A 20,955-nucleotide genomic window follows, 5' to 3' on the forward strand; every position below is an offset into this window, starting at 1 on the left:
GCTAAAAACTAATGCCCCAATTATATATCACTTAAGTTATCAATTGATTCAACATGAAATAGCCATTCTTCAACGATCAATCAACAACAAGTAAAATTTATCAATATTACCATTAATTTGCTTTTCCCCTTGCCAGCCATGCCACACGAGAAAACATACTTTTCAATTGCAGCGGAATACTATCAGGGCCTAATTCTGCAGCTCTATTCACCGTGGCTAGCGCTAAATCTGGTTTCGATGTGCGAGAAATTGCTTTAAGAATCACCCGCCTTGTTGAAACCTTTGCATTATCTGGGATATCCGCAATTTCATGATAAAGACTTTTAAACCCTTCGCGATATAGAAAATGTTCCATATCTGGTGCAGGTAGCATCGTTAGCCTATCCCTATTTGAGGAATTAATTTTGTGAGCGTAATGTGTCGCGGTTGCCGCATATTTACGCCCAGCCTCGTCACCATCGGTTAAAACATGCCATTCAATTCCCATCTTATTGGCAAACTTCAGCAAAGGTTTCAAGCCACTTTGTGCAAATGCAATAACTTTTATTCCTTCAGTTTCAAAGTAATAGTTACACTGGCGCGAAAACTCATTCATCAACCAAATTTCTGTTTCTCCTTCAACTAATAACCAACAACGAGCAAATAAGGCTGATGGACGATTAAAACGAATATGGAAAGAAATTTTACGTAACTCTTCAGCGCTTAGATCATTTTCATTCAAACGATAAGCTGAAACTTTATTGGTATTGCGAACCAAACGACACAAATCTTCCAGAGGCGCTAATGAGAGTAACTCTCCTGAGTTCGTCGTCGTAATCCGCTGTAGAGAAAATAAACTAAATAAGCCCCATGCGATGGAGAGCATAATCGGATGTAAACGCGTTTCTGGATCTTCAACAATAATCAATGGCCGCGCATGTTTATCTAAGTGAATATTACCTTTTGATTGTAATAATGAAGAAAACATTCCTAAAATAATTAATCGAATATTGCGTTGATTTGGCTTTGCAATTAAACGACTAATGTTATCAAGCGCTTTCCAGCCACGCTTACGTGGCTCTATTTTAACAATTGAATTATCTGACCGAATAATATGGGAGCTTTGCCCAGAAAAATAATGGCTAAGCAACTGTTGCATAGCATCAATTCCATCACCAAGGTCTTCATCACTTAAACGCTCAGGGTTGTTGACCAATGCACTGGTTAGCTCCTTAATACGGGCATTAAATAAGTCACGCACCTCTTTTTGCCCTGAAACTATCGTTTCTGGGTTAAGCGAGTGTAAAAATCGGGCATCTCGTAGGCGAATAACTGGGTACAACCGAATAATTTCTTTGATATATTTACCTACATTATCCAAAGAAAGCTTATTGCCGCCTGCATTTAAAAAGGTTTTATCGACGGCTATCGAGCCATCATCTCTAAGCTCTGCACTAACACGATAGAAAATATGTTTAAGGCCATCTCCGTTATCGACCCATACAGAGCTAAGATTATGAAAACGATATGATTGATGACGCCCTTTTCGCCGCTCACCAAATTTTAGAACAATCTGTAATGAGCGGTAACGCGATTCATCATTACCTGTTGGATGGTGAAAATCATGAAGACTGAATTGGTAATCTGTGTGTTCAGGAGAAAGAAGAAGATCAAGTGCATCAAGTAAACTCGATTTCCCCCAGGAATTCTCACCGACTAAAACCGTACTATTATTTAGTTCTAAAGAAAGCCGGTTAATCCCTCTAAATCCGTATATTTCCACACGTTCCAGATACATATTACTCTCTCCTTGAAGTATTTATATTCCCCCTTCTATTTCATCAGTTGCCATTACGTACTGAATGATTATGCCAAGTGAAAATATAAAAGAATAATAACCAAAGCTTACCGATTAACCACATTCATTACTATCACAATATATGCTAAATAAAAATTATTCATAACAAAACAGAGAACTATATTGAGCATCTAATAGCAGTGTTATAAAATAGTAAAACTTTCATTTTTAGTGTTTTTGACCTATTTTTCATTGAGACGCCAATAAAAAAATTTTATCACGAAAAATTCTTTTCTTACTCGGCGCTATATCAGGTTTATGCTTCGATAACCTAAATAAAAAAGATAAGCATAACTCTTTGTTTATAGTTACCTAGTCTATGGGTTAACCTTTAAGGATCCGGCCATGTATTCAGGACTTTTGATTATACTGCTACCATTAACACTTGGTTACCTTATTACTATTAGAAATAAACAAATTCTTCATCGGGTTCACCAATCACTTAACTCAATGGTCTATGTTATTTTATTTCTAATGGGAATCACTCTCGCACTGCTTGAAAACTTAAGTATTCACTTAATTTCTATTTTAATTTATGCCATTACCTTTTTTGGCTGCATATTTTCATTAAATGTTATCTCATTGTTATTACTTGATAAATTTGACCCTTGGAAAATTCCACAACACAAACAAGAAAAGCCGCCATCTAGGATCAAAATGGTTTTAGAGTCTCTGCAGCTTTGCGGGGTGTTATTGCTGGGTTTTATTGTCGGGTTAACGGGTTTTAATTTCTTACACTATGCCGATAAAGGCAGCCAGGTTGCACTAATGTTGCTGTTGCTACTTGTTGGCATTCAATTACGCAATAGTGGAATGAGTATTAAACAAATCTTAATCAATCGACGTGGAACAACTATTGCGTTTGTCATGGGGGTCAGCGCACTCGCGGGCGGTGCATTAGCCGCGTTTTTACTCGGTCTTCCAGTAAAAATGGGGTTAGCAGTCGCCTCAGGCTTTGGCTGGTACTCATTAACAGGAATTGTAATCACCGATGCTTATGGCCCAGTCATGGGAAGCGCGGCTTTTTTCAATGACTTAGCAAGGGAACTTGCTGCAATCATGCTCATTCCAATTATTATTAATCGTTATCGTTCAACCGCTCTTGGCATTTGTGGTTCAACGTCAATGGATTTTACACTGCCTGTTTTACAACGTAGCGGTGGGGTTTCAATTGTCCCAGCCGCCATTGTTCATGGCTTTGTGCTTAGTCTTATTACGCCAATTCTCATGGCCTTCTTTACATAGGTAAAATTTCAGTCACAATAGCTGTTAATTTGCGTGAAACAGGAAATTAACATGACAGATAAACAACGTGTTTTAGTGTTGGGCGCTAGTGGTTATATTGGTCAGAATCTGATCCCTAAACTTATTGAGCAAGGATATGACGTAACAGCTGGTGCACGCCGTGTTGATTGGATGTTATCCCAAGGCTGGCAAGATACCCAATGCATTTATGTGGATCTTCACGATCCTGAAACATTAAAAGATGTCATGCAAGACATCGATATTGTTTATTTCCTTGTTCATAGCATGGCCGACCAAGCTAATTTAGTCGAACGTGAACGCACAGCCGCTCGTAATGTGCAACAAGTCCTTGAAGGCTCAAGCGTTAAACATGTTATTTATCTTAGCGCATTACAGCATGGGCATACCTATTCACCGCATTTAATTGCACGACGTTTAACCGGCGATATTTTACGTGAAAGCCAAATCCCTGTTACCGAAATCCGTTCATCTATTATCGTTGGCTCTGGTTCTGCCGCATTCGAAATTATGCGCGATATGGTTTACAACTTAGCTATTTTAACTCCGCCACGTTGGGTCCGTTCTAAATCATCCCCCATCGCTCTGTCGAATATTTTGTATTATTTAACGCAACTGGCGAAAATACCAACAACCGAAAACCGAATTTTCGATGCAGGCGGCCCTGAGTATATTAGCTATCAAGAGCTATTTAAGCGCTTTATTAAGGTCAGTGGTAAACGTCGTTTACTTATTCCTATCCCGATCCCGATTAGTATGATCTCCGTGCATTTCATCAGTTTGATCACCTCCGTCCCCCCATCTATTGCTAAGGAGTTAATCCAAGGCTTGCAGCACGATCTCCCTGCAGATGATAAAGCGCTACGAGAGCTGATCCCTCAAACCTTAATCTCTTTTGATGATGCCGTTAGAGCGACTTTAGCAGAAGAAGCCGATGCTATTGATAACGCAGATTGGGGCTATGACCCAGAGGTCAGAAAACGCTGGCGCCCCGGTTATGGCTATTACCCAAAACAAGCGGGAGCAACCCTTGGAACAACAGCCAGTTCGGAATCGCTCTGGTATACAGTGCAACAAATCGGTGGAAAAAACGGCTATTTCTATGCCAATGGCCTGTGGAAAACCCGCGCCATCATGGACGATATGATGCTGAATAAAGTAAAGTACGGCCGCCCCGACCGTGAAGAACTCCAACTCGGTGATGAAATTGATGGCTGGCGCGTGATTAATCTTGAACCGAATAAACAACTTAGCTTGTTATTTGGTATGAAAGCGCCAGGCCTTGGCCGCTTAACTTTTACTATTCATGATAGCGGGAACCGCCGTTCTATTGATGTTCGCGCATGGTGGCACCCAGCTGGCTTTTGCGGCCTACTCTATTGGTTTGCCATGATGCCTGCCCATTTATTTATTTTTAAAGGTATGGCAAAACGCATCAGCGAACTGGCCTATGAGCGGGATAAACAACTCGCAAAAGAACAGCAAGCAGAGCAACTGACCGTTAAATCAGATTAATTTTAGCGTAAAAACCAAATTTTTATGCATAAATTATTGCATAAATATGCTCATAGGATTAATATCGCAGATAGTGAAAAAAGATATTATTGGTACACATGAGCATTCAATTAAAAAACATCAACTGTTTCTATGGTTCCCATCAGGCACTCTTTGATATCAATCTAGAGTGTTCTGCTGGTGAGACTATGGTATTACTCGGGCCAAGCGGAGCAGGTAAAAGCTCGTTATTACGTGTCCTCAATTTATTAGAAATGCCACGTTCAGGCCACTTAAACATTGTGGGTCAGCAATTTGACTTTACTTCTGCACCAGATGCGAAAGCGATCCGTGAGCTGCGTCAAAATGTGGGAATGGTATTTCAACAATATAATCTGTGGCCTCATCTGAGTGTCATGGACAACTTAATTGAAGCACCTTGTCGCGTGTTAAAATTGTCAAAGCAAGAAGCGCAAGCAAAAGCCTCTAAGCTATTAGAACGCTTACGGTTGTCGCAATTTGCTGAGCGCTACCCATTACACTTATCTGGTGGGCAGCAACAGCGTGTTGCGATTGCAAGAGCACTAATGATGGAACCAAAAGTTTTATTATTTGATGAACCAACGGCTGCACTTGACCCAGAAATTACCGCACAAGTAGTTGATATCATACGTGAACTATCAGCAACTGGAATTACACAAGTGATCGTCACTCACGAAGTGGAAATTGCGCGCAAAACCGCTAGCCGTGTCGTGTATATGGAAAACGGCCATATAGTAGAACAAGGGGATGCAAGCCATTTCACTGCACCTCAAACAGAAGCATTTGCAAATTATCTGTCACACTAATAGATATAGGATTAAGCAATGAAAAAAATTATATTAGCTGCACTGCTGGGCGCTGTAACCCTATCTGCAACTGCTGCGGAAAAAGAAACTATTCGTTTTGCAACAGAAGCGACTTACGCGCCTTTTGAAATGTTCGATAAAAATAACCAAATCGTTGGCTTTGACGTTGATTTAGCCAATGCAATGTGTGAAAAAATGAATGCAACCTGTACATTTACTCACCAATCTTTCGACAGCTTAATTCCTAGCTTAAAATTCCGTCGCTTTGAAGCATTAATGGCAGGTATCGATATTACCCCTGAGCGCCAACAGCAAGTCGATTTCACTGAGACTTACTACCCTAACTCAGCGGAATTTATTGCCGTTAAAGAAAAAATCAGCTCAATAGACCAATTAAAAGATAAAAAAATTGGCGTGCAAAACGGAACCACTCACCAAAAATACATCATGGAACAACATAAAGGGATGACAACCGTTCCTTATGATAACTACCAATCAGCTATTTTAGACTTACAAAATGGCCGTATCGATGCCGTTTTCGGTGATACCGCAGTCGCTGACGAGTGGTTAAAAGGGAAAGGTAATGAAAACTTGGGGGCAGTTGGCGAAAAAGTCACTGATCCACAATACTTCGGTATTGGTTTAGGTATTGCCGTTCGTAAAGGAAATAAAGAGCTGCTGGATAAAATGAATAAAGCCTTAGCAGAAGTTAAAGCAGACGGCACTTATGATGCTATCCACAAAAAATGGTTTCAACAGTAATCGATATAATTAATGAGCAACTTTCTATTTTTAACAAGTGCCGCCGGTATCACCGTCGGCCTTGCTGTTTCTGCGCTGATTTTGGGTTTGGTTCTGGCCATGCTGTTTACCGCATGGGAGTCCGTCCGTTTTAAACCTATCGCCTTTCTAGGAACTTGCTGGGTTACCTTGATCCGCGGCCTCCCTGAATTACTGGTTGTGTTGTTTGTCTACTTCGGTACCCTACAACTGATCAATATGTTTGGTGACGGTTTTGATATAAACCTTGGTTTTTGGCAAACCACCATCCAAATCGACCCAAGTATTTTCTTTGCTAATAGCGGCGAGTTTGACTATACCCCATTTGTTTGTGGCGTTATTGCCCTCGCCTTATTATATTCATCCTATGCATCTCAAACGCTTAGGGGCGCATTAAAAGCCGTCCCTTATGGTCAGTGGGAAGCCGGCTTTGCGTTGGGTTTAAACAAACGCACTATTTTCTTTCGGTTCATTATGCCGCAAATGTGGCGCCATGCTCTACCAGGGTTAGGCAACCAGTGGCTGGTGTTATTGAAGGACACCGCGTTAGTTTCACTCATCAGTGTTAATGATTTGATGTTACAGACTAAAACCATTGTAAACCGTACTCAGGAACCGTTTACGTGGTATGCCATTGTCGGTTTGATTTACCTTGCAATTACGCTAATCAGCCAACTAGTACTAAAGCGTATTGAGCTACGGACCACCCGCTTTGAGCGAGGTGAATCGAAATGATAGATTTAATATTAAAAATATTACCGGGACTTCCAACCAGTTTATCTCTGACGTTTAGCGCACTCATTGTGGCTTTTCTGTTAGCCATATTATTCACCTTAATTTTGTCGCTAAAAACGCCAGTGATCTCTCAAGCAGTGAAGGTCTACATTACACTGTTTACGGGTACGCCGTTATTGGTGCAATTCTTCTTAATTTATAATGGCCCAAGCCAATTTAAATCTTTGCAAGATTACCCTATGCTGTGGGAGATTATTTCCACACCCTGGGTCTGTGCAATGGTCGCTTTAGCCTTAAATAGCGCAGCTTACTCCACGTTGTTATTCCACGGCGCAGTTAAAGCCATTCCATCAGGCCAATGGCAATCGTGCCAAGCCCTTGGGATGAGCAAAATGCAAACCATGCGGATCATTTTACCTTATGCCTTCAAACGCTCATTATCGTCCTATTCCAACGAAGTGGTATTAATTTTCAAAAGTACCTCACTGGCCAGTACCATTACCATGCTAGATGTCATGGGATACAGCCAGCTTATCTTTGGTCAAACATGGGATGTGACAGCATTTGTTGCGGCAGGGATTATTTATTTAGTGGTCAATGCAATCTTAACTATTTTAATGCGTTTAATTGAACGCAAAGCGTTGGAATTTGAGCACAGAGGCTAACTTTTTTCTCGCCTAAACGTAAAAAAGCTTGGTATAAAAACCAAGCTTTTTTATGCAATTGACTAATTAGTTATCCGTTTTAATAAGGTCAACACCTCATAATGCGACGTATGAGGGAACAAATCAAACAACTGCACCTTACATACGTGATACCCCGTCAACCGCTGTAAATCTTGCGCCATTGTTTGCGCATTACAGCTGGAATACAGGATATATTCAGGCTGCATACGAGAAAGGTAATCGCATAATTCTTTACCTATTCCTCGGCGTGGCGGATTGACTAAAATAAGCTGCGGGATATCCTGATGTGCCGTGGCAAAACCCGTTGAATCCAGTGCGTTAAACTCAACATGCTTTAATCCAAGTTCATTCGCTGATTGCTGTGCGCTGGCAATCGCTGGAGCACTGATTTCGATCCCGGTTAAGCGAGTGTTTTTTTCAGCACAGTGCAACCCAAAACCGCCAACACCACAAAATAAATCCCATAAGCTATCGATATGTAGCTCTTTCACCCATTCTCTTGCTGTTTGGTATAATTTTGCAGCCACGATAGGGTTCGTTTGGAAAAAACCTTGCGGGCGAATAAACAAGGGGACTTGGTTAAACTCTTCACGTAGCGTGCGTTGCTCCGTTAAGAAAATTTCATCTTCACCCTCGAGTATTGCCATATGCACTGGCTGAATATTTGCAGTAATCACCCCAAGCTGTGGTAACTGTTCCTGTAACCACGGGAGTGCATTTTTTAGCTGTTCAATTTTTTTCTCTGAGCGCAAAACAAAGCGCAGCATGAATTTCCCAGAGTAATGACTTTGGGTTAATAATAGGTATTTTAATTCACCGCGTTTGCGCTCAATGTTATAAGGTGTCAGGCCAGCCTTTGCGATAAAAGGAATTAAAGATGCAAATACGTCAGAAAACTCAGCTGGGTATAAAGGACAGTTAGTCAAGTCAACGCCCTGTCCATCTCGCCCAACAATACCCAAAACAGGTTTTTCAACACTACCACTGACCACCATTTTGGCTTTATTGCGAAAAGCCGTTTGCGGCCCTGTCACTGGAGGCTGAAATAGAGAAATATCAATAGCCGGCAAAAGAGCCTGTAGTTGGCTCTGCTTTTCGGTAATTTGCTGTTCAGGCGTTAATGTTAGCCATTGGCATGAATGGCACTGCCCTGTGGCATATTTTTCACAATGCATAGAAAAACTTAGTGGAGAATGACTGAAGGTTTGTCGTCAAGGGAATGTTCAGAGTCTTCATCAACATTGTCATCATCTTCGCTGAAATCATCCTGATTGGCATACAGCAAATTATTGCTAAAGATTTCAAATACAATGGCTGAAATTTGATCTTCTGCTTGCTGTAAAAAATGGCCGAATTGACGATACGTCATCCCTGCTTCTAATGAAAATGATTGGCTGACAATCAATTTAGGCAAGTTTTCATTATTTATTTCAAGGAAAACTTTTGCCGTTAATGAGCTGGCATTGATTTGGCTGATATTCGCCACTAACGTCACAATCGCTGTCGGTTTAAGCTCAGCTAATGCAGATAACACCAAAACATTATTTAAAATATCGAGCTTTGCATCAAAAATACCGTCTATATTTTGCATATGGGGTAAATGTAACGCAGAGCAGGAATCACACTCGAAATAAGAGGTTTTGAGTTGGTCTAGCCATTCACGTAACTTAGTGATGTCAGGGTAACAAATAGAATCCATGGGTAGTAACCTTCTTCAACTCAAAATAGTCGTGCAATATCGATTTGTTAGGGTTTTGGCACATTTTCCCCTAACGAAAAAAACGAATAATTCTCACATATTGTAGGGCGAAACACCAGTAAAACTGCGCTTAATCTACTTACTCATCAGGTTTATTATCTGCAGAGTCTGATTTTTTAGATGCACTCTTTTCTGGCTGTTTATGATCAATACCCAAAAAACTCAGACCATGAATTGCTCGCCAGACAATATTGATCATTGCAGGCACCAAACAACCAATACCGACCATAATCATGCTCACGACCACCCCTGACTGCATTAAAGGCTCTGGCAGTGTAATATAGTCATTGAGTGCTAACAAAACAATGATAAGCAGAATGATGCCCACACCTTCTAACACGATAATGGGCTTTGGCATATCTGCCAATGAACGCATTGTCCCTTTAGATTGAGGTTTATGACCCATTCTTTTTCTCCTCTCATTATTGAGACTCTTTATCAAACTGTGAATTATATGACATACCTATAGGTATAACAGGAAAATTCGACTTTTATTTCATAATTTATGTAGGCATAGTATTGAGCATTGCAATTAGAATCTGAGCTCAAGATAAAAAGGAGATACTATGTATACTGTTATTTTTGGTCGTCCTGGCTGCCCATACTGTGTTCGTGCAAAAGAACTCGCTGAAAAATTGAAAAATGAGCGTGAAGATTTTGACTACCGTTATGTTGATATTCAAGCGGAAGGTATTTCTAAAGAAGATTTATCTAAAACTGTCGGTAAACCTGTTGAAACCGTTCCACAAATATTCATTGATGAGCAACACATCGGTGGATGCACAGATTTCGAAGCTTACGCTAAAGAAAATTTGAATTTATACAAGTAGTTAGTCACATCCATTTTACATCCCAACAAGCAAAGTTGTTCACTTATTTATAAGTGTTAACGCTCTGCTTGTTCTTTTTGTGCTATTTAAGCCAAATTTAATAAAAATATTGCACTTTTTTCATCTAAGTAAGAACTTTCTTTTTTAGACGAGGTCTTAATTAATGCCACTGCTTTTCTTTGATGTCCCCATATTGAGGAGCCCGATAGCCAACTGTTTATTTTCATGCTATCGGGTTTTTTGTTTCTAACGACTGGGTTCGCCTTGCAATGTAATGACCAATCTACGCTTTCCACCATAGTTTCGGTGCTCACATAAATAAATCCCTTGCCACGTTCCCAAATTTAAACGCCCTTTCGTAATCGGAATAGTCAAACTTACACCCAATAAACTGCTTTTTAGGTGCGCGGGCATATCATCGCTGCCTTCATAATCATGCTTATAATAAGGCTCATTTTCAGGAACTGCATGATTAAAAAAACTCTCGAAGTCTTCTCTGACAGTGTAATCTGCATTTTCATTGATCGTTAAAGATGCCGATGTATGTTGAATAAAAATATTGGCTAAACCAACCTTAATTAAGCTAAGTTCAGGAAGCTGTCTGAGAATTTCTTCTGTCACTAAATGAAATCCTCTCGCTTTTGCGTTAAGTTGTATCTCTTTTTGCCACCACATCACTTTCTCTCCCTTTTACTTATCTAAATCTGTTACTGCACTCAATAATTATTGAGTAATAGTTAAACCGCAAGTAAATTTGTCGCACAAAGCTTTCAATAATAAGACAAAGGGACTTTACCTGCTCATTAAGACACTTTAATCTTCCTTTTATATCTATTCTGTCTTACTAACTATCTGTCCGAGGTACTAAACTGTGCTGGAACAACTTAACCTTGATCTATTCAACTTGATCAATGCTACTCCAGAAACCGCAAGTGGAACCATTGCTGTAGCAAACGTAATTGCGAAACGCTTAATCCTATTATTTCCACTATTTACTGTTGCTTGTTGGTTTTGGGGCGCCCAGCCAAATATGACTCGCCAACGTACCTTTGCCTGTAAAGCAGCCATTGCCATCGTCATTGGCTTAACAATTTCATGGTTAGTGGGCTATTTTGCACCTCATGACCGCCCATTTGTCATGGGAATTGGCACTAATTTCTCCGAGCATGAAGCCACGCCTTCATTCCCGAGCAACCATGGTACGATTGTCTTTACATTCGCTTTCGCATTCCTGTTCTGGCTAAGGACTTGGGTAGGGCTTGTCATGATGATCCCCGCTATTGTCATTGCTTGGTCGCGTATTTACCTCGGCGTTCACTGGCCTCTAGATATGGCTGGCGCCTTTATACTTGCGATTGTCGCATGTGGTTTAGCTCAAATCCTCTGGTCTGTTGGTGCGTATAAAATTCAATTACCTACCACTCGGCTATATAGTTTTATTTTTGCCTCTCTTATTCGTAAAGGTTGGTTTCAACCATAATAATGTATATTCAAATACTGGCATTAATTAATGCCAGTATTTTTGGCATTATAAAAATTGCGCTAAATCAAAGTTTATGTTTATTTCCACTCTCATGATTAAAACTTTTTTGAAGTTATCAATGAAATTATTAAAACAATCAGTTAACAAATATCTTGTTACCTATTTTAATTATTTTTTTCGTTGCAAAAAAAGTGGCAAATATAAGCACAAAAAAAACGTAAAATAATTAATATATAGTTATCTTTCCTCTAGTTTTTAAACTAATTAGTCACGCAATGAATCAATCTGAAAAATAAAAATATTTCATTTATTATCAATTAGTTATAATTAAACCTTAACGTTTCATTTGTACTATGATTACAGTAAAGCTCAATATTTATATTGATATGGATGATGTTTTAACCAGCTCAATTTCAATCATTAATATAATAATATTTTTTCAGCAGAATTTAATTCTGTTGAAAACCAAGAAAATTCAAACTTATTTACCTTGTATCTTACTTATAAAAAAAGCAAACCTAACACAAATTTTATTAACAATTTTATAAAATATGATTATCTATCGCAATCTAAGGAGATATTTCTCTTTTGAGATGATGATCACGGCATTTTATTCTGGTAAACTATACATTCACATCCTCAAAATCCACGTTTAAAATTTTATGATAAAAATGCAAAACTGATTGAAAATAAATTTAGACCTAATATGAGTTTTATTTTCAATCAGTTTGTTACGCAAAAGAAAACAATGGTTATTGGATAATTGTTCGTACCAAAAGATTAAAGTTCGTAATGCATTTGTCGTTACGCTAAATGATTTTTTTTTTGACTTATATTTTCGGAGACTATTATGGATGCAACAAAAGTTGGTTCCATCGACAAAACAGCCTCGCAAACAGTAACGAGTAATGCTTGGCGCAAAACTGACACAGTATGGATGCTGGGTTTATATGGTACAGCTATCGGTGCTGGTGTGTTATTTTTGCCCATCAACGCAGGTATGAGTGGTTTATTACCTGTTTTACTGATGCTGGTATTAGCCTTCCCAATGACATTTTTTGCTCACCGCGGGTTAACACGCTTCGTTCTGTCTGGTTCAAAACCAGACGGTGATATTACAGAGGTCGTAGAAGAACATTTTGGTCGCACAGCAGGTAACTGGATCACGCTGCTCTACTTCTTTGCTATTTATCCTATCCTTCTTGTTTATGGTGTTTCCATTACCAATAACGTCAATAAATTTTTAACCGAATTATTGGGCGTTGGCGCGCCACCACGCTGGTTACTTGCCTTGATCCTTGTAGGCGGAGTAATGGCGATTGTGGCATTCGGCGAAAAATACATCGTCAAAGTCATGAGCATGTTAGTGTTTCCATTTATCGCCGTATTGGTTGCATTCTCACTGTATATGATCCCACATTGGTCTGGTGATGTACTGAATACTTTAACTTGGGAAGGAATCACTGAAGCAACAAAAAATACGGGTGGACAAAGCATCTGGGTCACTATTTGGCTGACAATCCCTGTGATGGTATTCGCATTTAACCACTCGCCAATTATTTCTGCTTTCTCCGTTGCAAAACGTGAAGAATACGGTGATGCAGCTGAACAAAAATGTTCACGGATCCTTGCTTCTGCACACATTCTGATGGTGCTGACAGTTATGTTCTTCGTGATAAGCTGTGTATTTACCTTATCTTCAGCAGATCTTGCACAAGCTAAAGCACAAAATATCAGTATTCTTGACTACCTGTCTGGCTATTTTGACCAGCCATTCATTAAGTATGCCGCTGCAATCATTGCTTTTATTGCAATTATTAAATCCTTCCTTGGTCACTATTTAGGTGCTCGCGAAGGTTTCAATGGCTTGGTTGAGCGTGCTTACCGTGCAAAAGGTAAAACAATTGATGTTCGCAAGTTAAACCGTGGTACTGCTATCTTCATGTTAGTCACAACTTGGTTAGTGGCAACATTGAATCCAGGTGTGCTGGATATTATTGAAAGCCTCGGTGGCCCAGTTATCGCTATCTTACTGTTCTTGATGCCAATGTATGCAATTAGCAAGGTACCTGCAATGCGTAAATACTCAGGTAAAATCAGTAATGTATTTATCGTAATTATGGGTCTAGTCGCTATCTCTGCGGCAACATATAAGTTATTCTTCTAATTGAAGCCACTAGGTAGCGACCAACAACGGAAGCTACCTAATTTCAATGACTTTCTACAAAAGGAAGCACTGAATATGATTAGTGTATTTGATATCTTCAAAATTGGCATCGGCCCTTCAAGTTCCCATACCGTCGGCCCAATGAAAGCGGGCAAACAGTTTGTTGACGACCTTATCCAGCAAAAATTACTCTCTCGCACAACACGAATTGCAGTTGATGTATATGGTTCGCTCTCTTTAACGGGTAAAGGCCATGCAACGGATATGGCGATTATTATGGGCCTTGCAGGTAACTTACCGGACACCATTGATATTGACGCTATTCCTGCTTTTATGCGTAATGTTGAGCAAACTGAAAGGCTCTCCCTTGCACATGGGCAACATGAAGTTGATTTCCCTACTGAAGGGGGGATGAATTTTCATACGACCAATCTCCCTCTCCATGAAAATGGAATGAGTATTACGGCATTTAGTGGTGATGATGTTATTTACACCAAAAATTATTATTCTATCGGTGGTGGTTTTATCGTCGATGAAGAACACTTTGGCCAGTCTGACGAAAGTGTCGTTCAAGTCCCTTACCCATTTAAATATGCGGCTGACCTGCAAAAACACTGTAAAGAAACCGGTTTATCGCTTTCCGCTCTCGTGATGCAAAATGAATTAGCGCTGCGTAGTAAAGAAGAAATTCATCAATATCTCTCATCCGTATGGGATGTCATGAAGTCTGGTATTGAACGTGGGGTGACAACCGAAGGTTTACTACCGGGCCCATTACGTGTGCCACGTAGAGCTGCTGCGTTACGTCGTCAACTCGTAACAACCGATAACACCAACATGGACCCAATGGCAGTGATTGATTGGATCAATATGTACGCCCTTGCCGTTAACGAAGAAAATGCAGCGGGTGGTCGTGTTGTGACAGCGCCAACGAATGGAGCTTGCGGTATTATTCCTGCGGTATTAGCTTACTATGATAAATTCATTCGCCCGGTGAATGAAAACTCCTATACCCGTTACTTTTTGGTGTCCGGTGTAATTGGTGCGCTGTATAAGATGAATGCCTCAATTTCCGGTGCAGAAGTAGGCTGCCAAGGGGAAGTCGGTGTAGCTTGTTCGATGGCCGCTGCGGGATTAGCCGAGCTAATGGGGGGCAGCCCTGAGCAAGTGTGTATCGCAGCAGAAATTGCTATGGAACATAACTTAGGCTTAACCTGTGACCCTGTTGGTGGGCAAGTACAGGTCCCTTGTATTGAACGCAACGCCATTGCCTCTGTCAAAGCCGTCAATGCAGCCCGTATGGCACTTCGACGTGTCAGTGACCCACGGGTTTGCCTCGATAAAGTCATTGAAACCATGTATGAAACAGGCAAAGACATCAACGCTAAATACCGTGAAACCTCCCAAGGCGGCTTAGCAATTAAATTGGCTCACTGTGAATAGTCTTGTTTATCAATGAGCTGCTATAAAAATGCCTGCATTAGCAGGCATTTTTGTGTTCACATCATTTTCAATTTAATCATTATTAACCGAAAATAGCACTCCACCAGCCGCTAATGGTTTTCATGATGTAATCCCAAATTCGACCAAAAAACCCGGCTTCCTCAACGGCACTTTTTGCGACTAAAGGATGCTGCTCGATAACTTCATCATTAAGAATAAAGTTAATCGTCCCTACCGCTTGGTTCTTAGCTAATGGTGCTTCAAGTGAATCATTAGCTAGTTGAATATCCACTTTTAAGTTTTGTAACTGCCCTTTAGGGATCGTGATAGAAACATCATCGGTAACACCTAAATCAACTTCTGAAGTATCACCAAACCAGACACGCTGCTTTTTCAATGTGGCATCAGCCTTAATTGGCGTGACAGTTTCAAAGAAGCGGAAACCCCATGTGAGTAATTTTTCGCTTTCAGAAAAACGCACGCGGTCACTTGGTGCCCCCAACACGACGGAAATCAAACGCATATCACCTTCTGTTGCAGAGGCGACTAAATTATGACCAGCACCACTCGTGTGCCCAGTTTTTACGCCATCCACTTTCAGGTTTTGGTTCCATAACAAACGGTTACGGTTTGGTTGACGAATTTTATTAAAGGTAAATTCTTTTTCCTTGTGCAGCGCGTATTCATCAGGCACATCGCGGATCATGGCTTGCGTTAACAATGCCATATCCCGCGCTGTACTGTATTGCCCTTCTGAATCTAGGCCATGAACCGTTTTAAAATGGGTGTTTTTCAAACCAATCTTTTGCACGTATTGGTTCATTAGACTCACAAATGAGTCTTGGCTCCCTGCAACATAATCAGCAAGGGCAATACTGGCATCATTCCCTGACTGGATCACAATCCCTTTATTTAAATCCAACACAGAAACACGGTCTTTTGGCTTTAGAAACATCAAAGAGGAGCCTTTAAGAACAGGGTTACCCGTCGCCCACGCATCTTCCCCTACTGTGACCATGTCTTGTGGCGTGATTTTCCCTGCATTGACGGCCTGGCCAATCACATAACTGGTCATAATTTTTGTTAAACTGGCGGGATCTAAGCGCTCATCAGGATTCCCTGAAGCTAAAATTTTACCGCTATTATAATCCATCAGAACAAACGCTTTTGCATCGACTTGAGGAGCAACCGGTGTCTGCGCCGCATAAGCACTGGTAGTTACGGCAACCAAAAGACTCAACCCAATACCAGCTCGACGGGTTTTTAAAGACAACATTTTCTTACTCATCGGTTATTCCTTCACTTAATTCTACACATTTAAATTACTGTCATTGACTCAACATCACTAAACGAGAACCCATCGCTGTGACAAAATTCGATAACTAGACCTAATATAAGACTTTAATTTCATAGAGGCCACCAGTAACAAATAAACATTTGCCTATAAGTGGATTTAATCTATCTTAACCGTGTCCGATGCCAAAAAAATCAATTTAGGAGACTGCCATGTTAACTGTTTGGGGACGCGTCAACTCTTCCAATGTCAAAAAAGTACTTTGGTGCTTAGAAGAATTAAATATCGCTTACAATCAAAAAGATGTGGGTGGCCCATTTGGTGGGCTAGATACACCTGAATATATAAAAATGAATCCAAACAGCACAATTCCAACTCTACAGGATGATGACTTTGCACTGTGGGAATCGAATGCGATTTTACGTTACCTTACGGAAAAATTTGATCATTCTCACTTATTACTCGCACAAGACCTACAAGAACGAGCGGCCGCTGATAAATGGATGGATTGGAGTAGTGCTAATTTATTCGACCACATTAAACAGATGATGAACAAAATTGTTCGTGTCCCAGAAGCGGATAGAGACCCAGAACAAGCAAACATCATTTATAGTAATATCAATCGGTTACTAACCATTGCTGATAATGCATTAGCTAACCAAGCTTATTTTAGTGGTGATAAATTTGGTATCGCAGACATTGCCATCGCGCCACTATTTTACCCTTGGCATGAAATTGTCACGCAGCGCCCTGAATTTAACAATTTGGAGCGCTGGTACCAGCAACTAACCACCCGCCCTGCGTTCCAAAAAATTGTTATGATCCCAATTAAATAATCACAGGGTCATATTCATCAAACTTGGGTTTGGGTACTGGTATTCAAATCCAAGTTCTTGGCAAATTTTATTACCGTTAATAATTTTCCCCACTAACGCATTTTCCTCATCGATAAATTGAGGGGGGACTAAACCAATAGATTGCGCTGCATGAGTATAAAATTCGGCTCGTGTTGGGTGGATTGGCGCGCAGAGGTTATAAATATGCTCCCCTTGCCGCTGCTGGAGCAATAATAAAATGGCATCAATCACATCATCTTGATGTACCATATTGACAGGCTGGTTTGCCCCTTTCACCCCGGTTTTCCCCGCTAAAAAACGCCCTGCATGTCGTTTTTCACCAACTAATCCCGCTAACCGCAGAATATCCACCGATATGTTCGGTAACTGATGCAACCACTGCTCTGTCGCCACCAAGGCTTTAGCGGATCCCGTCACGCCATCCAATGGGCTATTCTCAGTCATTTCGCCATTTTGTTCCCCATAAACTGCCGTAGATGATGTGAAAATAACTTTAGGCACTTGAAATGCTATTGCGCTATTCACCAGAGCTTCAACTGCGGTCACATAGTATTCAGTATTAATTTTAGAGGGTGGAAGCAAAATGACGATAGCATCACTTTGTTCCATCAATTGTGATAAATCATCGTCATCACATTCAAGTTCTGGGGTTAATTTCAATGCATAACACTCTATTCCTACCGCTTGAGCGGCTTCAATACCATCTGCTGTTGTTTTAGTTCCAACCACATGAATGCCTTGAGACAATAAGGCCTGAGCAAGGGGGAGCCCAACCCACCCTAACCCGATGATAGTGACTTTCTTCATATGATAACTCCCCAATCGTTCAACTGACTGAAATTAACCACAGAGTAGCTGAAAACCATAAAACTTCCGAATACAATTTCTGAGGGATTTATCACTATAAAAAGTGAACAACTAATTATTATTGGTTATTTTTAAAAAAAAGGTTGCATTCATAGTGGGAAATCGGATAGGTTGGATAGCAATGAGTATTTAGTTAGCACAATGAATGTTTAGTCATTCACTTAAATAACAGAACGGAAGACATTATGAATCGTATTTCACGCAACCATCATCACCACCATCATCCTGACTAGTCTTTCGGGCGATGTGTGCTGGAAGACGTTCAACGAATCTTCCGGTGGCTGAAATGCGAATTGAGAGAACCCTCGGAAGATAATCTTCCGAGGGTTTTTTTATTCTTGAACAAAGAGTTATTAAACAAAAAATTTTAAAGGGATAAGGGTAAAGTCATGTTGGATAAATCACGTTTACGTATTGCAATACAAAAATCAGGTCGTCTAAGTGAAGAATCAAGAGAATTACTTTCTCGCTGTGGAATCAAAATTAATTTACAACAACAACGTTTGATTGCTTATGCAGAAAATATGCCTATTGATTTACTTCGTGTTCGTGATGACGATATCCCTGGTCTGGTCATGGACGGTGTCGTTGACTTAGGGATCATCGGTGAAAACGTTCTTGAAGAAGAGTTATTGAATCGCCGTGCTCAAGGTGAAAATCCTCAATACAAAACACTACGCCGCCTCGATTTCGGTGGATGCCGCCTATCATTAGCCGCACCATTAGATTTTAACTACACAGGCGCAGAATGCCTAAATGGCTCACGTGTTGCAACTTCCTATCCTCACTTGTTAAAACGCTATTTCGACCAGAAAGGCATTCAATTTAAATCATGTCTGTTAAATGGCTCAGTCGAAGTCGCTCCGCGCGCTGGTCTTTCCGACGCCATCTGTGACCTCGTCTCTACAGGGGCAACTCTTGAAGCAAACGGCCTAAAAGAAGTGGAAGTCATTTACCGCTCTAAAGCCTGTTTAATTCAACGTGATGGCGAAATGTCACCGGAAAAACAACAACTTATTGACCGTATGATGACCCGCATCCAAGGTGTTATCCAAGCGCGCGAATCTAAATACATTATGTTACACGCACCAAGTGAAACACTGGAAGAGATCATTGCCTTGCTGCCGGGCGCTGAACGCCCAACCATTTTACCGCTAGCGGGTGAACAAAGCCGTGTCGCTATGCACATGGTGAGCTCCGAGACGCTGTTCTGGGAAACCATGGAAAAATTAAAAGCGCTAGGTGCAAGCTCGATTCTTGTTCTACCAATCGAAAAAATGATGGAGTAAGCTGCCATGAAAATGGGATTTAACCAACCTGTTCGCTGGTCGGCTTGTAACCAAGAGCAACAAAGTGCTTTACTGATGCGCCCTGCGATTGCAGCCTCTGGCAGCATTAGTACTGCGGTAAGCCAAATTATTGACCAAGTCCGTAACGAGGGCGACACCGCCCTCAAAGCACTGAGCCGTCGTTTCGATAAAGCTGAAATCGAAACGGTGCGTATTCCTGCAAATGCGGTTGACGCAGCAGAGACTCGTCTTGGTGATGAAATCAAAACTGCAATGAAAACAGCGATTAGCAACATTCGTCGTTTTCACGAGGCTCAAAAGCCCACTCCGATTACAGTGGAAACACAGGCAGGCGTCGTGTGCCAACAAGTCACGCGCCCAATAGATGCAGTCGGTTTGTATATTCCGGGAGGGTCTGCCCCCCTGTTATCAACGGTCATGATGTTGGGAACCCCAGCGAATATCGCAGGCTGTCGCAAAATTATTTTGTGTTCGCCCCCACCTATTGCCGATGAAATTTTGTATGCAGCGAAACTGTGTGGCATCAGCGATATTTTCCAAGTAGGCGGTGCGCAAGCGATTGCTGCAATGGCATTTGGTACCCAAAGTATTCCTGCGGTTGATAAAATTTTTGGCCCTGGTAATGCCTATGTCACTGAAGCAAAACGCCAAGTGAGCCAAAGCCATGATGGAGCCGCCATTGATATGCCGGCAGGGCCTTCTGAAGTGTTAGTGATCGCAGATAGCGGAGCAAACCCCGCGTTTACGGCCTCTGATTTACTCTCTCAAGCAGAACATGGTCCTGATTCGCAAGTCATTTTATTAACTGACGATGAAAACTTTGCCCAACGCGTGATCGAAGAAACAGAAAAACAATTAGCGCAACTTTCACGTGCAGAAATTGCTCGAGAAGCATTGAGCGCCAGCCGTGTCATCATCGCTGATTCCATCTCTCAATGCGTTGAAATTAGCAACCGTTATGGCCCTGAGCACTTAATACTGCAAACACGCAATGCAGATGATTTAGTAGATGCAATTACTAGCGCGGGCTCGGTGTTTGTTGGCGACTGGTCGCCAGAGTCGGCTGGCGACTATGCATCAGGCACCAACCACGTATTGCCGACTTATGGATATACCGCAACCTATTCAAGCCTTGGGCTCGCGGATTTTATGAAGCGAATGACAGTCCAAAAACTGTCAAAACAAGGCTTATTAGGCTTAGCCGACACCATCGAAACGTTAGCTCAAGCAGAGCAACTCACGGCTCACAAAAATGCCGTTACTTTACGCGTTAACGAACTAAAAAAACAAAATCAGGAGTAA

The 20,955-nt window shown here is 41.0% G+C and carries 20 protein-coding genes and 1 other annotated feature; of the genes, 13 read left to right on the plus strand and 7 right to left on the minus strand.

The annotated features are described in order from the left end of the window. Positions 1 to 112 precede the first annotated feature (112 nt). Positions 113 to 1,777: a DUF2813 domain-containing protein gene (locus PSF42_RS02500; protein WP_213913494.1), complete on the minus strand. Its 1,665-nt coding sequence runs from the start codon at positions 1,775 to 1,777 to the stop codon at positions 113 to 115. A gap of 405 nt (positions 1,778 to 2,182) precedes the next feature. On the opposite strand from PSF42_RS02500, the gene PSF42_RS02505 reads away from it, so the two are divergent. The 6 genes from PSF42_RS02505 to artM all read left to right on the plus strand — a co-directional run bounded on the left by PSF42_RS02505 (position 2,183) and on the right by artM (position 7,622). After that, positions 2,183 to 3,082 carry a lysine exporter LysO family protein gene (locus tag PSF42_RS02505; RefSeq protein ID WP_213913493.1) on the plus strand — a complete coding sequence of 300 codons (900 nt, stop codon included), beginning with the start codon at positions 2,183 to 2,185 and terminating at the stop codon, positions 3,080 to 3,082. A 51-nt stretch (positions 3,083 to 3,133) separates the two neighbouring features. Next, on the plus strand, positions 3,134 to 4,615 hold the full coding sequence (locus PSF42_RS02510; RefSeq protein ID WP_248467877.1) for a DUF2867 domain-containing protein: 1,482 nt from the start codon (positions 3,134 to 3,136) through the stop codon (positions 4,613 to 4,615). A 98-nt stretch (positions 4,616 to 4,713) separates the two neighbouring features. Continuing rightward, entirely contained in the window at positions 4,714 to 5,442 is a 729-nt protein-coding gene (gene artP, locus PSF42_RS02515) for an arginine ABC transporter ATP-binding protein ArtP (RefSeq protein ID WP_125893258.1), read from the plus strand. An 18-nt stretch (positions 5,443 to 5,460) separates the two neighbouring features. Then, positions 5,461 to 6,204 (plus strand): arginine ABC transporter substrate-binding protein, encoded by a 744-nt coding sequence (gene artJ / locus PSF42_RS02520; RefSeq protein ID WP_102138435.1) that lies wholly within the window; start codon positions 5,461 to 5,463, stop codon positions 6,202 to 6,204. 12 nt (positions 6,205 to 6,216) lie between these two features. Then, the gene (gene artQ, locus PSF42_RS02525) at positions 6,217 to 6,957 is read left to right on the plus strand and encodes an arginine ABC transporter permease ArtQ (protein ID WP_213913491.1); all 741 of its coding nucleotides are present in this window, start codon (positions 6,217 to 6,219) and stop codon (positions 6,955 to 6,957) included. Then, complete coding sequence (artM, locus tag PSF42_RS02530) at positions 6,954 to 7,622, plus strand: arginine ABC transporter permease ArtM (protein WP_125893262.1); 669 nt, start codon at positions 6,954 to 6,956, stop codon at positions 7,620 to 7,622. Before artQ ends, artM begins: the two co-directional genes overlap by 4 nt. Positions 7,623 to 7,684: 62 nt before the next feature. On the opposite strand, the gene rlmC is transcribed toward artM, so the two are convergent. The 3 genes from rlmC to PSF42_RS02545 form a co-directional block, all read right to left on the minus strand. Beyond that, entirely contained in the window at positions 7,685 to 8,818 is a 1,134-nt protein-coding gene (gene rlmC, locus PSF42_RS02535; protein WP_248467876.1) for a 23S rRNA (uracil(747)-C(5))-methyltransferase RlmC, read from the minus strand. Between the two features lie 8 nt (positions 8,819 to 8,826). Continuing rightward, entirely contained in the window at positions 8,827 to 9,342 is a 516-nt protein-coding gene (locus tag PSF42_RS02540; RefSeq protein WP_125893266.1) for a YbjN domain-containing protein, read from the minus strand. Between the two features lie 139 nt (positions 9,343 to 9,481). Continuing rightward, the gene (locus PSF42_RS02545; RefSeq protein WP_125893268.1) at positions 9,482 to 9,808 is read right to left on the minus strand and encodes a YbjC family protein; all 327 of its coding nucleotides are present in this window, start codon (positions 9,806 to 9,808) and stop codon (positions 9,482 to 9,484) included. Positions 9,809 to 9,968: 160 nt separating this feature from the next. On the opposite strand from PSF42_RS02545, the gene PSF42_RS02550 reads away from it, so the two are divergent. Further along, positions 9,969 to 10,232 carry a GrxA family glutaredoxin gene (locus tag PSF42_RS02550; RefSeq protein WP_004256424.1) on the plus strand — a complete coding sequence of 88 codons (264 nt, stop codon included), beginning with the start codon at positions 9,969 to 9,971 and terminating at the stop codon, positions 10,230 to 10,232. Positions 10,233 to 10,478: 246 nt separating this feature from the next. Here the strand turns inward: PSF42_RS02550 and PSF42_RS02555 are convergent, their stop codons facing one another. Further along, complete coding sequence (locus PSF42_RS02555; RefSeq protein WP_125893438.1) at positions 10,479 to 10,907, minus strand: secondary thiamine-phosphate synthase enzyme YjbQ; 429 nt, start codon at positions 10,905 to 10,907, stop codon at positions 10,479 to 10,481. A gap of 196 nt (positions 10,908 to 11,103) precedes the next feature. Between PSF42_RS02555 and ybjG the strand changes: the two genes are divergently transcribed. From ybjG to PSF42_RS02570, 3 genes are all read left to right on the plus strand, one after another. Continuing rightward, positions 11,104 to 11,712 (plus strand): undecaprenyl-diphosphate phosphatase, encoded by a 609-nt coding sequence (gene ybjG, locus PSF42_RS02560; protein ID WP_272679384.1) that lies wholly within the window; start codon positions 11,104 to 11,106, stop codon positions 11,710 to 11,712. A gap of 853 nt (positions 11,713 to 12,565) precedes the next feature. Next, positions 12,566 to 13,882 (plus strand): serine/threonine transporter, encoded by a 1,317-nt coding sequence (locus tag PSF42_RS02565; protein ID WP_004909352.1) that lies wholly within the window; start codon positions 12,566 to 12,568, stop codon positions 13,880 to 13,882. A gap of 75 nt (positions 13,883 to 13,957) precedes the next feature. Further along, positions 13,958 to 15,325 (plus strand): L-serine ammonia-lyase, encoded by a 1,368-nt coding sequence (locus tag PSF42_RS02570; RefSeq protein ID WP_248467875.1) that lies wholly within the window; start codon positions 13,958 to 13,960, stop codon positions 15,323 to 15,325. Between the two features lie 82 nt (positions 15,326 to 15,407). On the opposite strand, the gene PSF42_RS02575 is transcribed toward PSF42_RS02570, so the two are convergent. Beyond that, positions 15,408 to 16,613: a serine hydrolase gene (locus tag PSF42_RS02575; RefSeq protein ID WP_125893276.1), complete on the minus strand. Its 1,206-nt coding sequence runs from the start codon at positions 16,611 to 16,613 to the stop codon at positions 15,408 to 15,410. A 218-nt stretch (positions 16,614 to 16,831) separates the two neighbouring features. Here PSF42_RS02575 and PSF42_RS02580 point away from each other — a divergent pair, with 218 nt between their 5' ends. Then, positions 16,832 to 17,455: a glutathione S-transferase family protein gene (locus PSF42_RS02580; protein ID WP_272679385.1), complete on the plus strand. Its 624-nt coding sequence runs from the start codon at positions 16,832 to 16,834 to the stop codon at positions 17,453 to 17,455. Here the strand turns inward: PSF42_RS02580 and PSF42_RS02585 are convergent, their stop codons facing one another. Beyond that, a complete protein-coding gene (locus PSF42_RS02585) occupies positions 17,456 to 18,283 on the minus strand; it encodes an SDR family oxidoreductase (RefSeq protein WP_272679386.1) in 828 nt (275 codons plus the stop codon). Between the two features lie 268 nt (positions 18,284 to 18,551). After that, positions 18,552 to 18,679 (plus strand) — a sequence feature (His leader region). Positions 18,680 to 18,732: 53 nt separating this feature from the next. On the opposite strand from PSF42_RS02585, the gene hisG reads away from it, so the two are divergent. Together hisG and hisD are read left to right on the plus strand one after the other, a co-directional pair. After that, on the plus strand, positions 18,733 to 19,632 hold the full coding sequence (gene hisG, locus PSF42_RS02590) for an ATP phosphoribosyltransferase (RefSeq protein WP_004256451.1): 900 nt from the start codon (positions 18,733 to 18,735) through the stop codon (positions 19,630 to 19,632). A gap of 6 nt (positions 19,633 to 19,638) precedes the next feature. Beyond that, positions 19,639 to 20,955, plus strand: coding sequence for a histidinol dehydrogenase (gene hisD / locus PSF42_RS02595; protein WP_272679387.1), 1,317 nt, complete (start codon positions 19,639 to 19,641; stop codon positions 20,953 to 20,955).

The sequence above is a fragment of the Providencia sp. PROV032 genome (genome assembly GCF_028484875.1).
GTDB classification, from domain to species: domain Bacteria; phylum Pseudomonadota; class Gammaproteobacteria; order Enterobacterales; family Enterobacteriaceae; genus Providencia; species Providencia rettgeri_E.

Coding starts and splice junctions, on each gene's coding strand:
- PSF42_RS02500 (WP_213913494.1), bottom strand. CDS start 1,777: ATGTATCTGGAACGTGTGGAAATATACGGATTTAGAGGGATTAACCGG.
- PSF42_RS02505 (WP_213913493.1), top strand. CDS start 2,183: ATGTATTCAGGACTTTTGATTATACTGCTACCATTAACACTTGGTTAC.
- PSF42_RS02510 (WP_248467877.1), top strand. CDS start 3,134: ATGACAGATAAACAACGTGTTTTAGTGTTGGGCGCTAGTGGTTATATT.
- artP (WP_125893258.1), top strand. CDS start 4,714: ATGAGCATTCAATTAAAAAACATCAACTGTTTCTATGGTTCCCATCAG.
- artJ (WP_102138435.1), top strand. CDS start 5,461: ATGAAAAAAATTATATTAGCTGCACTGCTGGGCGCTGTAACCCTATCT.
- artQ (WP_213913491.1), top strand. CDS start 6,217: ATGAGCAACTTTCTATTTTTAACAAGTGCCGCCGGTATCACCGTCGGC.
- artM (WP_125893262.1), top strand. CDS start 6,954: ATGATAGATTTAATATTAAAAATATTACCGGGACTTCCAACCAGTTTA.
- rlmC (WP_248467876.1), bottom strand. CDS start 8,818: ATGCATTGTGAAAAATATGCCACAGGGCAGTGCCATTCATGCCAATGG.
- PSF42_RS02540 (WP_125893266.1), bottom strand. CDS start 9,342: ATGGATTCTATTTGTTACCCTGACATCACTAAGTTACGTGAATGGCTA.
- PSF42_RS02545 (WP_125893268.1), bottom strand. CDS start 9,808: ATGGGTCATAAACCTCAATCTAAAGGGACAATGCGTTCATTGGCAGAT.
- PSF42_RS02550 (WP_004256424.1), top strand. CDS start 9,969: ATGTATACTGTTATTTTTGGTCGTCCTGGCTGCCCATACTGTGTTCGT.
- PSF42_RS02555 (WP_125893438.1), bottom strand. CDS start 10,907: ATGTGGTGGCAAAAAGAGATACAACTTAACGCAAAAGCGAGAGGATTT.
- PSF42_RS02565 (WP_004909352.1), top strand. CDS start 12,566: ATGGATGCAACAAAAGTTGGTTCCATCGACAAAACAGCCTCGCAAACA.
- PSF42_RS02570 (WP_248467875.1), top strand. CDS start 13,958: ATGATTAGTGTATTTGATATCTTCAAAATTGGCATCGGCCCTTCAAGT.
- PSF42_RS02575 (WP_125893276.1), bottom strand. CDS start 16,613: ATGAGTAAGAAAATGTTGTCTTTAAAAACCCGTCGAGCTGGTATTGGG.
- PSF42_RS02580 (WP_272679385.1), top strand. CDS start 16,832: ATGTTAACTGTTTGGGGACGCGTCAACTCTTCCAATGTCAAAAAAGTA.
- PSF42_RS02585 (WP_272679386.1), bottom strand. CDS start 18,283: ATGAAGAAAGTCACTATCATCGGGTTAGGGTGGGTTGGGCTCCCCCTT.
- hisG (WP_004256451.1), top strand. CDS start 18,733: ATGTTGGATAAATCACGTTTACGTATTGCAATACAAAAATCAGGTCGT.
- hisD (WP_272679387.1), top strand. CDS start 19,639: ATGAAAATGGGATTTAACCAACCTGTTCGCTGGTCGGCTTGTAACCAA.